General features: G+C 37.8%; 13 protein-coding genes. All 13 read left to right on the top strand.

All coding sequences use genetic code 11. The features are described from left to right. Positions 1 to 9 precede the first annotated feature (9 nt). The gene (locus DLM75_RS10855) at positions 10 to 1,149 is read left to right on the top strand and encodes a glycosyltransferase family 4 protein (protein ID WP_118968500.1); all 1,140 of its coding nucleotides are present in this window, start codon (positions 10 to 12) and stop codon (positions 1,147 to 1,149) included. Between the two features lie 169 nt (positions 1,150 to 1,318). Then, positions 1,319 to 2,215 (top strand): dTDP-4-dehydrorhamnose reductase family protein, encoded by an 897-nt coding sequence (locus tag DLM75_RS10850; RefSeq protein WP_118968499.1) that lies wholly within the window; start codon positions 1,319 to 1,321, stop codon positions 2,213 to 2,215. After that, positions 2,208 to 3,218: a nucleoside-diphosphate sugar epimerase/dehydratase gene (locus DLM75_RS10845; protein ID WP_118968498.1), complete on the top strand. Its 1,011-nt coding sequence runs from the start codon at positions 2,208 to 2,210 to the stop codon at positions 3,216 to 3,218. The genes DLM75_RS10850 and DLM75_RS10845 overlap by 8 nt, the downstream gene beginning before the upstream one ends. Then, on the top strand, positions 3,211 to 4,338 hold the full coding sequence (gene wecB / locus DLM75_RS10840; RefSeq protein ID WP_118968497.1) for a non-hydrolyzing UDP-N-acetylglucosamine 2-epimerase: 1,128 nt from the start codon (positions 3,211 to 3,213) through the stop codon (positions 4,336 to 4,338). The genes DLM75_RS10845 and wecB overlap by 8 nt, the downstream gene beginning before the upstream one ends. Before the next feature lie 9 nt (positions 4,339 to 4,347). Continuing rightward, the gene (locus tag DLM75_RS10835; protein WP_118968496.1) at positions 4,348 to 5,535 is read left to right on the top strand and encodes a glycosyltransferase family 4 protein; all 1,188 of its coding nucleotides are present in this window, start codon (positions 4,348 to 4,350) and stop codon (positions 5,533 to 5,535) included. A 36-nt stretch (positions 5,536 to 5,571) separates the two neighbouring features. After that, a complete protein-coding gene (locus DLM75_RS10830; protein WP_118968495.1) occupies positions 5,572 to 6,849 on the top strand; it encodes a sugar transferase in 1,278 nt (425 codons plus the stop codon). A 46-nt stretch (positions 6,850 to 6,895) separates the two neighbouring features. Further along, the gene (locus DLM75_RS10825; protein ID WP_118968494.1) at positions 6,896 to 8,188 is read left to right on the top strand and encodes an O-antigen polymerase; all 1,293 of its coding nucleotides are present in this window, start codon (positions 6,896 to 6,898) and stop codon (positions 8,186 to 8,188) included. Positions 8,189 to 8,265: 77 nt separating this feature from the next. Continuing rightward, positions 8,266 to 9,600: a flippase gene (locus DLM75_RS10820; protein WP_118968609.1), complete on the top strand. Its 1,335-nt coding sequence runs from the start codon at positions 8,266 to 8,268 to the stop codon at positions 9,598 to 9,600. A gap of 14 nt (positions 9,601 to 9,614) precedes the next feature. After that, the gene (locus DLM75_RS10815; protein ID WP_118968608.1) at positions 9,615 to 10,547 is read left to right on the top strand and encodes a glycosyltransferase family protein; all 933 of its coding nucleotides are present in this window, start codon (positions 9,615 to 9,617) and stop codon (positions 10,545 to 10,547) included. An 86-nt stretch (positions 10,548 to 10,633) separates the two neighbouring features. Continuing rightward, positions 10,634 to 11,488, top strand: coding sequence for a methyltransferase, TIGR04325 family (locus DLM75_RS10810; protein WP_118968493.1), 855 nt, complete (start codon positions 10,634 to 10,636; stop codon positions 11,486 to 11,488). Between the two features lie 6 nt (positions 11,489 to 11,494). Then, positions 11,495 to 12,517 (top strand): glycosyltransferase family protein, encoded by a 1,023-nt coding sequence (locus DLM75_RS10805; protein WP_118968492.1) that lies wholly within the window; start codon positions 11,495 to 11,497, stop codon positions 12,515 to 12,517. A 205-nt stretch (positions 12,518 to 12,722) separates the two neighbouring features. Next, positions 12,723 to 13,151 (top strand): sugar 3,4-ketoisomerase, encoded by a 429-nt coding sequence (locus DLM75_RS10800; RefSeq protein ID WP_118968491.1) that lies wholly within the window; start codon positions 12,723 to 12,725, stop codon positions 13,149 to 13,151. Then, complete coding sequence (locus DLM75_RS10795; RefSeq protein WP_118968607.1) at positions 13,151 to 14,242, top strand: DegT/DnrJ/EryC1/StrS family aminotransferase; 1,092 nt, start codon at positions 13,151 to 13,153, stop codon at positions 14,240 to 14,242. The genes DLM75_RS10800 and DLM75_RS10795 overlap by 1 nt, the downstream gene beginning before the upstream one ends. The last annotated feature ends 8 nt before the right edge of the window (positions 14,243 to 14,250 follow it).

Below are 14,250 nucleotides of genomic sequence, written 5' to 3'. Positions count from 1 at the left end.
GTTTATATTATGGTATTGGGGATTGACGCTTCAAATATTCGTATCGGAGGTGGGGTGACTCATTTAGTTGAGATTCTTAAGGTTGCAAACCCGTCTAAATTTGGAATTTCAACAATTCATGTGTGGGGAAGATCAAAAACCCTAGATCAAATTGGAAACAAGGTATGGTTAATTAAGCATTACGAGCCTTTTTTGGAAAGATCCTTATTCTATAGAATCTATTGGAGTAAGTTTATTTTACCAAAACGTTTGAAACAAATGAGTGTAGAGGCTCTATTCATACCTGGAGGAACTTATTTAGGAAATTTTCAACCTTTCATAACCATGAGTCAAAATCTCCTTCCTTTTGAATGGACTGAACTGAGACGTTATGGTTTTTCGCTGGCGACGTTGAAGTTAATGCTTCTATTTGTGACGCAAAGCATGACTTTTCGCAAAGCAACTGGCGTAATCTTTTTAACTGAATTTGCAAGAAACGCGGTCTTAAAAAAATGCCGTTTAAATCTGAATAAGACGACCATCGTTTACCACGGGATCAATGAAAAATTCTTTCAGGTTCCGCGTGAACAAAGAAACATCCAGTCGTGTTCCACAAAAAAACCATTTCGTATTCTTTATGTTTCTTTTATTGGTCCGTACAAACATCAATGGAATCTCATTCGCGCGGTAAGCAAGATGAGGAAGGCCGGATATCCGTTACAATTGGAATTGATCGGTAGTCCGGATGATAAGAAATCCATGAGAAAACTTACAAGTGCGATGCAAGCAGAAGATCCTACGAATGAATTTATACATTATTTTAAAGCGATTTCATACGCAGAGATCGAAAGAAAATACAAGGAGGCGGATTTGTTTGCTTTCTTGTCATCCTGTGAGACTTTTGGTCAGATTGTTACGGAAGCGATGGCCGCCGGATTGCCAATCGCCTGTTCAAACCTTTCTGCTATGCCTGAAATTTTAGGATCTGCCGGTCATTATTTCGATCCATTAAAGATTGACTCCATTGAAATTACGTTAAAAGAAATGATCGAGTCGGTAAATTTGAGAAAAGTGTTAGCCGAGTCTGCGTTCCAATCTGCTAAAAAATATTCTTGGGAGAAAGCGGCAGATCAAACATTCGAATTTATTGGAAGAATGATTCGCAATTAGAGATTTAATCTGCATCTAAGTATTGAACTCATTTTCTTAAGAAAGGATTCGCTATTTCTATCTGAAGAAATGGATCTTAGTTTAGATTTAAATTTGTTGTTCGGATTGAATTTGCGAATCTCTTTAGTTTAATTTCTATTGATAGAGATATTTTAAAAAGAAAGGTAAAATGAATTCTCCAAAGAGAGTGTTGATATTAGGTGTCTCGGGAATGCTAGGAAGCGCCATTTTTAGAATCCTTTCTAAAGATACACATTTGCACGTCGAAGGCACTTGTCGGCAATTAGAAATTTTAAAGTATTTTTCCAACGAAGAACGAGTGAGGATTCATGCCAATGTTGATGTGCTCAATAACGACGACTTGGTAGCGTTGTTCTCTAAATCGAAACCAAATATTGTCATTAATTGTGTTGGAATCATAAAACAGCATGGTAGCGCTAAAAATCCGCTCGAAGTATTACCCATTAATTCCTTATTGCCTTATCGTCTTTCGAATCTCTGCAATTTATCAAATGCAAGGTTGATTTTAATCAGCACTGACTGTGTTTTTAATGGAAGGAAGGGGAACTATACCGAAAGTGATTTACCAAACGCGGAAGATCTGTATGGGAAATCTAAGGAAATCGGGGAAATCACTGACCAAACGAATGTGCTTACGATAAGAACTTCGATCATTGGTCATGAACTCAATTCTAATTATTCCTTAGTTAATTGGTTCCTTTCGCAGAATCACGAAGTGAAAGGATTCACTAAAGCGATTTTTTCGGGTCTTCCTACATGTGAAATCGCAGAAATTATCGGAAAGCTCATTCTTCCGAACGATGCGCTTCACGGTCTCTATCATATTTCTTCGAACCCTATTTCTAAATTCGATTTGTTGAAGCTCATTGCAGAAATATATGGAAAGAAAATAAACATAATCCCGAGCGACGAACTCATTATCGATAGATCTCTGGACTCGAGTAAGTTTAGAGAAGAAACCTCTTACTCTCCGAGGTCCTGGGGCGATTTAATTTTTATGATGAAAGCTTATAAACAAAAATATTTGGATACGATCAATGTTTGACAATAAAGTTTTAATGATTACCGGCGGCACTGGCTCCTTTGGAAATACCGTTCTAAAACGTTTTTTGGGAACAAACGTCCGTGAGATTCGGATCTTTAGCCGTGACGAGAAAAAACAGGAAGATATGCGGATTTCTTTGTCAAACCAGAAGGTAAAATTCTACATAGGCGACGTAAGGGATTACGATAGTATCTCTCAGGCCATGGTTGGTGTGGACTATATCTTTCACGCGGCCGCCCTAAAACAAGTTCCCTCTTGCGAATTTTATCCAATGGAAGCGATCAAGACAAACGTAATCGGAACCGAGAACGTACTTACTGCGGCAATCGCAAATCAAGTGCAAAGAGTCGTATTGTTGAGCACGGATAAGGCGGTTTATCCGATCAACGCGATGGGAATTTCCAAAGCGATGGCGGAGAAACTTTTAGTAGCCAGATCGAGAACCGTGAAAGAAGACGGAACGGTTCTTTGTGCAACTCGTTATGGGAATGTGATGGCTTCCAGAGGTTCCGTAATTCCTCTGTTTGTTGAGCAGATTAAGAAGAATTTACCTTTGACGGTAACGGATCCGAGTATGACCCGATTTCTAATGTCTCTTGAGGATTCCGTGGACCTCGTCCTTCACGCATTCGTTCATGGCCAGCAAGGGGATATATTTATTCAAAAGTCGCCTTCATCGACCGTTCAAGATTTGGCGGAGGCTCTATTAGAAATTTATAATAAAAAAAATCCCATTTCAGTCATAGGGACGAGACACGGAGAAAAACTTTACGAATCCCTAGTCTCTCGCGAGGAGATGGCCAAGGCGGAAGATATGGGAAGATATTTTCGAATTCCTGCGGACAATCGAGATTTGAATTATAATAAATACTTTATAGAAGGTGAGCAAAAAGTTTCCGAGTTTGACGACTATACTTCGCATAATACGAAAAGATTGAATGTACCGGAAATCAAGGAGTTGCTCCTCAAACTGGATTATATTCAAGAGACTCTCAATGCTTAAGGTGATGACAATCGTAGGAACTCGGCCCGAACTGATCAAGATGAGTAGGGTGATCGCCGAGCTGGACCGAAGTTTTCATCATATTCTCGTTCATTCCGGACAGAATTACGATTACGAATTGAACCAAGTATTTTTTGAGGACTTGGAGATTCGGAAACCGGATTATTTTTTGAACGTTGCGGGCGAGACTGCGACAGCGACGATCGCTCAGGTTTTACTCAAAGCGGACGAGATTTTTGAAAGCGAAAAACCGGACGCTCTTCTTTTATACGGTGACACGAACACTTGTCTTTCAATTATATCGGCGAAGAGAAGAAAGATTCCTGTGTTTCATATGGAAGCCGGGAATCGTTGTTTTGATCAAAGGGTCCCTGAAGAATTGAATCGAAAGGTGGTGGATCACCTGAGTGATATCAATCTCGTTTTAACGGAGCACGCAAGACGTTATTTATTGGCGGAAGGAATTCGACCGGAAACAATAATAAAGACCGGATCCCACATGGACGAGGTTTTACAGTATTATCGAGAAAAAATCGATCGTTCCAAAATTCTTACTGAACTGAAATTAGAAGAACGACAATACTTTATCGTAAGTTCGCACAGAGAAGAAAACGTAGATACAGTTGAGAACTTGCAAAATCTTTTAGAATCTTTGAATGCGATTTGCGAAGAATATAAACTTCCGGTTATCGTATCAACCCATCCGAGAACTCGAAAACGATTGGAAGGTTTTAAGGAATTGAAGATGAATCCTTTGATCACCTTCTTAAAGCCATTCGGGTTCCTGGATTATATACGTTTGCAGATGTCTGCGTTTTGTATCCTTTCCGATAGCGGAACCATTACGGAAGAGGCTTCTCTATTGGAACTTCCCGCCATTACGATTCGAAACGCGCACGAACGTCCCGAGGGTATGGACGTAGGAACTCTCATTATGAGCGGTCTTAAGAAGGAAAGAATCCTGGATTCGATCCGGATCGTAACGAATCAAAATAAGTCGGGCTACGGTAAGAAGAAAGTCGTAGAAGATTATCCCGCGGGTGAAGTTTCAAAGAAGATTGTGAGCATTGTTCAGAGTTATACGGATTATATCAATCGAACCGTCTGGCATAAAAGTTAACCGATTCCTATGAGAATTTGTATCATCGTTGACGACTATCTTCCGGAAAGCACAAAGGTGGCCGCGAAGATGATGCACGAACTTGCGGTAGGATTTCGCAGGAAAGGTTACGAAGTTATGGTTGTAACGCCGGGTGCGAACTTGACTCGTTCGTTTGAACTTTCGGTTCTTGATGAAATTCGAATCTATAAATTTCGATCGGGACGGATTAAAAACGTTCACAAAATCAAAAGAGCATTCAATGAAATTTTACTCTCTTTTCGCGCATGGAAAAATCTGCGCGATGAGTTCATTAGAAGCGAACACGATCTGATTCTTTATTATTCACCGAGTATTTTTTGGGGACCGCTTGTCAAAAAATTAAAAAAAATCTGGCGAGCTCCCAGCTATTTGATCTTAAGAGATATTTTTCCCCAGTGGGCGATCGACAACGGAATCTTAAAGAAGAATTCGTTGATAACAAAATTCTTTCAATATTTTGAAAGAATCAATTACGACAACGCTGATACGATCGGTCTTCAATCGTATAAAAACAAAGAATGGTTTGAACAACGATATCCTATATACAAGAATCTTCGGGTTCTATTCAATTGGGTTGAGAATGCACCGGTAAAATTAGAGACCACTCCCTATCGAGAAAAGCTCGGCTTGAAGGAGAAAGTCGTTTTTTTTTATGGAGGAAATATCGGACATGCGCAGGATATGCGTAACATTCTAAGATTGGCAAAAAATCTGAGAGAATATCCAATTGCCCATTTTGTTTTGATCGGTGCGGGAGACGAGGTGGATCTTGTCAAAGAAACCGTAATAAAAGATTCGCTTCCAAATCTAACTCTATTAGAACCGGTCTCTCAGAATGAATTTAAAAATCTATTGGCCGAGTTTGACGTCGGTCTTTTCTGTTTAAATCGGAATCATCTAACACATAACTTTCCGGGAAAGGTTTTGGGTTATATGGTACAATCGATGCCGATTTTAGGTTGTGTGAATCCAGGAAACGATCTAAAGGAAGCGATTGAAAATGCGAACGCTGGCTTTGTTAGTATAGCCGGAGACGATTTGCTTTTTAAAGAGAATGCGATCAAACTCTTGGACAAGACATCCAGAGGAAGAATGGGTTTAAATTCAAAAAAATTAATGGACGAAAAGTTTTCCGTCCAAGCCGCAATCGATCAACTCTTTGTAACCAGACATTGATCTATTCAATGATTTTACTTTACTAAAAAAATATCCATGAATTACGAGCGCCGACATTCTAAAATTTACGAACAATTCTTTCTCAGTCTGTCGTTTCAGATTCTTATAGGCTGGTTGCTTTTGATTTCCGGGATCTATATCACCCTAGGATTTGTCTTAGGTTGGAATAAAGAAATCCTCTTTTATGAAAATAATTTCAATACGATCGTTGCTAGCATATTTTCTTTTTCTTTTTCTGTGATTTCTCTGCGGAAAATTTTTAAATTTCCGGTCGCTCAATCCTCTGGTTACATTTTTCCGATCGTTACCTTTGCATACGCATTGATTATCGCTTATTTCTTCTTCATTCGCAAGTCGTATAGTAGTCAGGTTCTGACCGCGGCTTATGTGATCACTTTGGCTTGGTGTTTTTCCGGTTATTTTATCGGACATCGTTATAGAATTCTCAAGATCGCATTTATTCCTTTGGGTTCTGCAAAGACGATGGAGAATACACACGGCGCGGAATTCTATCCTTTGGATGAGCCCTCGTTAAAGAACCAAGAATACGACGCAGTGGTTGCAGATTTGACTTCGGATGAATTAACTCCGGAATTTGAAAGGTTTTTAGCAAAATGTACACTTTCCGGAATTCCAGTCTACCACACAAAACAGATCAAAGAAGCGCTAACGGGAAGAGTAAAGATCCATCATCTTTCGGAGAATGATTTCGGTTCGCTTCTCCCTTCGCAGTTTTATGGGTTTCTGAAAAGAACGATCGATCTGTTTGCCTGCCTCATCCTAATTCCATTGATCCTTCCTTTTTTGGCAATCACGGCGCTGATTATTAAGATTGAAAGTTCTGGACCTGCGATCTTTCGTCAGAAAAGAATGGGTTACAGAGGTAAAATTTTTACCATGTATAAGTTCCGAAGTATGTATTCGGATATAAGAGGGCAGAAATTTACGGAAGGCCCGGCTGATCCAAGGATCACGAGATTTGGTAAATTTATTCGAAAATATAGAATCGATGAATTACCGCAGTTATTCAATGTATTGTTTGGATCAATGAGTTTTATTGGACCGCGACCGGAATCATACGAACTTTCTCAATGGTATGAAAAGGAAGTACCGTTCTTTAGCTATCGACACATTGTGCGTCCCGGTATCACTGGTTGGGCACAAGTGGAACAAGGATATGCCGCCGAAGTCGAAGGAATGAACGTAAAGTTGGAATATGATTTTTATTATATTAAGAATTTTTCATTTTGGCTCGATATGCTTATTACTTTTAAAACGATCAAAACGATTGTAACAGGCTTTGGCTCTCGATGAATATTAAAAAAATAAACAAATGCTTTAGAAATACGGTTTGGAGTCTATGTCGCTAATCATTTTCGCTTTCGGAATTTTAAATATTACCCTTTCATACCTCTTACTAAAGAAGACCGGCTTGGTTCTCTTATTGGTTCAATCCTATTGGTTTTTTTGGATGTTTATTTCCTCGCTTTCTTTGACGGGATTGTTTATTCCTTCGGATTTCACGTATTATCTTTATATAATGCTTTTGTCCTCGCTTACGATCGGGGCTGGTCTGTATAGATTCTCGAGTTCGAGGATCATATTTCGGCGTCCTTTGAGTAGATTTCGGATTTTACTTAAGCAGAAAGAAAGGTTATTTTTTCTATTTTTGCTTTTTTGTATTTTTCCGATCGTTTTATTTCTTTTTCTGAAATCAGTTTATCTAAACTTGCGGCCGGATGCTTTATCACCGGCCCTTTTTAGGTCGGCGGCATATGGCTTAAATGGGGAATCTATTTTATTCGGAAAAAATAAGTATCTTTACTACTACTCTTTGCTGATTACTCCGATTGTTTTCGCTTCCTTATTTCTTGGGACTGCTTTCTATTTGCGTTTGAAAAAGGTTAGGGTTCTTTCTTTGTCTTTCGCGTTGGTGGCAATGGAAACGTTGATGTTCTTAGGGCGGTTTGGGTTTTATTATATTTTAATTTCACTTCTTTTTATTTTATTTATAAAGACCTTTAGGGATATTAGGTCGGTTTTACGTTCCTTCACTTTCGGAAGAGTGTTCGCTATTTTAGCGATTTTTACTTTAATATTTTTCGTGGGTGCATTGAGGAATAAAGAGCGGAAGTTCGATTTCAATGAATTTGTTAATACATACGTAATTGATTATCATACGGAATCTTTTTCGATATTTGATTCCGAGTTAAATAGTAGGGAATCAATAATCCACGAACGAACCTACGGGAGGGCGTCTATAGGAGGTATAGAAAGCACGGTCTCATTTTTAATGGCATTAATTAGAATTCCTTATCATTTTCAAATACAGGCAGATTTGATCGGGGGGTATTTGAGTAAAAATAGATTGTTAGGTTATGGCGCCGATGGGCGAGCAAAAGAGTATAATGCTTTCGGCTCTGTCTTATTTACACTCTATAAGGATGGTGGAATTCCTTTTACGGTATTTATGGGAATCCTCTTCGGATTTTGTGTAGCTAAGTTCTCCCGATCTTTTATTTCCTTAAATCCGTATCAATTGTCCCTCTTGTCTTCTCTCTTGTTTATTGGAATATTTGGTCTTTTTAAACCGGTCTTAGCGGAACAGGTTCCACAGACGATTCTCTTTCTTTTCATTTTTTGGCGTTTGTAACTTCCGCAATTGCTTATCTAGTTCCTCGAAAGGTTAATGATCCTATATTTTAAAGTGATTAAAGTCAAAGAATGAGTCTGCTTAAGAAAGTTTATTCTAAATATCCTAACCTGGAAAAAATTTTAAAGAACAGTGGCTGGCTTTTCTTTGATAAATTCTTTAGAATGGGGATGGGGATGTTATTAGGAGTTTGGATAGCTCGTTATTTTGGTCCGGATGATTATGGGAAGTTGAATTATGTGATCGCGTATATTGCCCTCATCGGTAGTTTTACAAATTTGGGTTTGGATGGTATCGTAGTTCGCGAATTGATAAAGGATCAGAATTCAAAAGCGGAGATTATTTCTACATCTTTCGTTTTGCAGTTTTTTGCAGGAATAGCGGCTTACGGAATAAGTCTTATTTTAATTCTTTTCCTAAGACCGAATGAGTCTGATGTTTTTTGGATGGTGTTTTTAGTGGGTTTTACGCTAAGCCTTCGAGCGATAAGCGTTGTTAAATATTGGTATGAAGCGGAGGTTATAACAAAATATTTCGTCTGGTTGGAGAATTCTCTTTTCTTTGTATTTTCTGGATTTCGGGTTTTGTTGATTTTGAAAGGTTTCGGGATCTTTGCCTTTATATGGCTTGGTCTTATCGAATCACTCATTAACTTACTCGGTTACTATTTTTTATACAATCTTCATAACCAGAGATTCTCAGTAAGGCACGCAAATTGGAAACGTGCAGAATCGCTTCTTAGAAATAGTTGGATGTTGTTGCTTTCTGGTCTTGCCGTTATCGTTTATATGAGGATCGATCAGATTATGATCGGACAAATGATGGGGGACGAAGCCGTGGGGGTCTATACTGCGGCCGTTAAGATAAGCGAAGTATGGTATTTTATCCCCATGACAATCGTTTCATCCATTTTCCCGGCAATCTTAAAAGCGAAGCAATTCAATCAAAACCTGTATTTGGATCGGCTACGACTCTTGCATTCTTTCATGTTTATCTTATCACTAATGATTGCGATTCCGATGACTTTTTTATCGGATCCGATCATACAGGCTCTTTTTGGTAAAAAGTATTCGGAGGCAGGTATTATCTTATCGATTCATATATGGGCGGGAGTTTTTGTCTTTTTAGGCGTTGCAAGTAGTCGTTACTATTTAACTGAAAATCTTCAAAGAGGAGAATTGTATAAAAGTTTATTGGGTTGTTTTTCAAATATTGTTTTGAATTATTTTTTAATTCCTGTCTATGGGATAAAAGGAGCCGCGATCGCGACCGTTATATCTCAGTTTATCGCAAGCATGTTATTTAATTTATTGTTCAAAAGAACTCGTGAGATATTCTTCATTCAATTAGAATCAATGTTCTTTTGGAAAATTTTCTTCCAACTGCATAACTTTAGGAAATCTTTATCTTAATCTCTTCTGATATGATAAACCTCGCACCGATCGCACTTTTCGTTTATAATAGACCGAATCATACAAAGGCGACGATTGAGTCACTGAGTCAAAACCGTTATGCAGATCAATCTGAATTATTTGTTTTTTGTGATGGGCCTAAGTCAGAAGGACATCTTGAAAAAGTAAATCAAGTTAAAGCCATAGTGAAGAGTATCAAAGGATTTAAGAAGGTTACGGTTATTGAAAAAGAGTTCAATGTAGGTTTAGCAAATTCGATAATTGCGGGAGTGACGGACCTTATTGAGAAATTTGGTAGAGTTATTGTCCTAGAAGACGATATGGTAACGTCGAAATATTTCTTAATGTATCTGAATGAAGGATTGGAAAAATATGAACGCGAAGAAAGCGTGATTTCGATTCATGCTTATCGTTTGCCATTAAAGGGTAAAACCCCTGAAACCTATTTTCTAAGAGGTGCAGATTGTTGGGGATGGGCTACATGGAAACGAGGTTGGGATCTCTTCGAACATGATGGAAAAAAACTTATGACCGCTTTGGTCTCTCAGAATCTTACGAAAGAATTCGATTTCGGCGGTTCGTATCCGTACACTCAAATGTTAAAAGACCAAATCGAGGGGAGAAACGATTCATGGGCAATCCGATGGAATGCTTCCGCGTTCCTGTTAAATCTTCTAACTTTATATCCCGGTCGATCGCTTGTCCAAAATATTGGCTTAGACGCCTCCGGAATACACTGTGCCACGACTGACGAATATGATGTTGTTTTGAGTGAAACCCCGATTGAAATTGAAACGATTGCTTTTAAGGAAAATTCCAAAGTCAAGAATTTATATAAGGATTATTTTCGAAATCTGAATAAACAAAATTATAGTAAAAGGATATTTGGGAAACTAACCCGTATTCTTCTCAGGATTCTACCATTCGTTCGGAAATTGAAACGTTGATTGGTGGGACGATTAACCTCTTTTGGAATTAACTTTCTTTTGAACCTAAGAATCATGATCTGCATCATTCAGATTAATAACAGGAAATGTATTTAATAAAAATTTTAAGAAAAGTAGTGCCCCCCATATTTTTCGATTTTGGGAAGATCATATTCAAGCTCGCCCGGAAACTGATGGGACAAGAACGTTTACGTCACGCAGGCTTTGAGGGTGTTTTCGATCGTTGGGAAGAAGCCGCAAAGCTCTGTGGAACCTATGATTCTGAAAAGATTCTCGAAAAATGCAAAAACGCAATATTAAAAGTTAAGAATGGAGAGGCGGCGTACGAACGAGATTCGGTCTTGTTCGATAAAATTCAGTATTCTTGGCCGCTCGCTACGACTTTACTTTATGTCAGTAATCGTTCAGATGGACAATTGCATGTTCTGGACTTTGGTGGTTCGTTAGGGAGTAGTTATTTTCAGAATCGAATATTTTTGGAAACTATTAAAGATCGATCCTGGAGTATTGTAGAACAAGCTGATTTCGTAAGAGAAGGAAATTTATTCTTTCAGGATTCTACTTTAAATTTTTACGATTCAATCGAAGTATGCGCGAAAGACCATAAAGTAAATTTATTCTTAGCGTCTAGCTCGTTACCCTATATCGAGAATTCGTTTGCGCATATCGATCGGATATTAGAATATGATTTTCCTTTCATTCTAATCGATAGAACCTATTTCATTGATTTACCGAAATCGATCGTTTCGGTTCAAAAGGTACCTCCGGAAATTTACGACGCATCCTATCCTGCTTGGTTTTTCAATATCGATGAATTCCTATCGCGTTTTGAAAAAAAGTATAATTTATTGTTCGATTTTCGGAGCCATTTGCAAGCAACCGATGCTATAAATGGAATTCCAACCAGGGAGATGGGCTTTTTTTTCGAGATCAAGAGTTAGAAAATTATGAAATATCTTTGCACATTGTTCGATTACAACTACCTGCCTCTTGGACTAGCGTTGTATAAATCGATTCGTCGTAATTTTCCGGATTTTCATCTTTGGATTCTTGCGATGGATTCTAAGGCGTTTCATTTTCTTCAAAAAGAATCATTGGAGAATGTCACAATAATTTCATTGGATGATATCGAAGACGAAGAGGTTTTGATTGCCAAGGGGAATCGAACATGGCAAGAATACTGTTGGACTTTGTCGCCGGTCTTGCCTAGTTATATTCTCGATGAGAACCCTGAAATCGATCATATAACATATTTAGACTCGGACATCTATTTTTTCTCCGATGTCCAGCCGATTTATGAAGAGATTGGAAATCATTCTATAATGATCATTCCCCACCGTTTTCCAAAACGGCTTGATCACCTCAAAGCGAACGGGGTATATAATGTTCAAATGGTATATTTTAAAAGAGACGAATTAGGAATGAGTTGTCTCTCGCGCTGGAAGAGTCAGTGTTTAGAATGGTGTTATAATAAGGTAGAAGAAGATCGATTAGGTGACCAAAAATATTTGGACAGGTGGCCGGAAACTTATGAAAACGTATGCGTATTGAATAATGAGCAAGCTGGAGTCGCCCTTTGGAATATCGAGCAGTATGAAGTAAGGGTCGAGGATTCAAAGATATATATTAACGGAAAGCCCTTAATATTCTATCATTTCCATTTATTCAAATTATTCTCAAATTTTATTTATGGAACCGGCGTTTCTGATTATAGTTTAGATTATTCTAAAATCAGAAAGATTTATGATGAATATTTGGGTGAGTTATTCGAGGTGGTTACGCATTTCGATTTAAAACTTAGGCGGCTTGGTGTTAAGGGAATTTTTAAATTCATGGAAAGGAATGATTTTTATTCCTTCAATTATTTCTTAGGAACTTTTTGGAAAATTTCTCTCTTCGGATTCTTGCTAGGAAAGCGAATTCTAATATTTGGTAGAAATTATTTTAGAAAGACACTCTTTTTATTCTAATATTATTCAAAATCTCATTCTCGATGAATATTCTTAATTCCTTTCTCGGTGTCTTAACTTACTCGAAGAAAGCGTAATTCTTCAATGCTCTTTGCTTTGTTTGGCGAAACACGACGCGCAACGTGACAAGATATCAAGATAAGAATGTAGATCGAAATAACAATATTTTAAAGTAACTGATATTTAGATTTATTTGAAGGAACCTATGGACGAAATTATTGTTGAAAATTCAGGTTATGTTGTTTTAAAAAAAATACACGATAGCAGGGATGGGAATCTAATTATAATGGAGGAACTGAAAGATATCCCTTTTGAAATTAAACGTGTTTACTATATAAACAATTTAGAAAATTCAGTTAGCATACGAGGTTTACATGCACATAAACAAATCGAACAGGTTATTTTTTGCATTAGCGGAAGCTTTATACTAAACCTCGATGACGGGAACGTGAAACAAAGCATTATGATGAATGCGGATAATATCGGCGTAATTTTAGGAAAAATGCTTTGGCATTCGATGGAAAACTTTTCCGCAGGTTGCGTTCTCTTAGTAGTGGCATCCGATTACTACAGTGAAAACGATTATATTAGAGATTACTCGGAATTTCTAATTCTTAGTCAGAAAAATAAATGATGATCGATTACGAAAATTTGCGATTTGTAAACGCTCCGTTCTTTGAAGAGTTGAAGGAATCCCTCTCAAAAGTTATCGAGAGCGGATGGTATGTTTTAGGTAATGAAGTTCAAATCTTCGAAAAACAATTTGCCGAGTATAATGGAAATCGATTTTGTATCGGTGTTGCGAATGGACTCGACGCACTTACCATTTCGCTCAAGGCCTTGGATTTGGAGGAAGGATCTGAAATCCTCGTTCCCTCCAATACTTATATCGCGTCCATTTTAGCGATATTACATGCGGGTTTAAAGCCCGTATTAGTGGAGCCGGATATTCGAACATACAATATCGACCCGGCTGAAATTTTACAAAAGGTAAACAAAAAAACTCGGGGCATCCTCGTTGTTCACCTTTATGGTAAACCCTGTGAAATGGATTCTATACTTGAGATTAAGGAGCGAAATGGTTTAGTTTTAATCGAAGATTGCGCTCAATCACATGGGTCCAAATACAAAGGAAGAAATACGGGAACTTTTGGTGATCTCAGCGGATTTAGTTTTTACCCAACAAAGAACTTGGGTGCGCTTGGGGACGCCGGAGCGATTGTTACGGATAATGAAAAGTACTATGAGATTGGGAAAAAGTTAAGAAATTACGGATCCGGTGTTAAGTACATAAACGATCTTGTTGGTTATAATTCGCGCCTTGATGAATTGCAAGCCGCCTTTTTGAATATCAAATTAAAAAAACTCGATAGCATGAACGCTCACAAAAGAAAATTGGCTCAGGTTTACCTTGAGAATCTAAAAAGTGATTTTATTAAACCGATTACGACGAAGGATACTTTTGATGTTTATCATATTTTCAATATTCGACATGAGTCTAGAGATAAATTAAGGGATTATCTTTTGTCGAATGACGTCAAGACGGAGATTCATTATCCAATTCCCCCGCATAAGCAGAAGGCGATGTCTGGTATACTCAATTACTCGAATGATGAATTTTTAATATCAGAAGAGATACATAGAACTACGCTAAGTTTGCCGATTTCATCTTTTCATACTATTGATGATATTTCGCACGTAGTTGAACTTATGAACTGCTTTTAGAAATGAAA

This window comes from Leptospira stimsonii (assembly GCF_003545885.1).
Classification (GTDB): domain Bacteria; phylum Spirochaetota; class Leptospiria; order Leptospirales; family Leptospiraceae; genus Leptospira; species Leptospira stimsonii.
The sequence above is the reverse complement of the archived record's forward strand: the minus strand, read 5'-3'. Positions and strand labels throughout refer to the sequence as shown.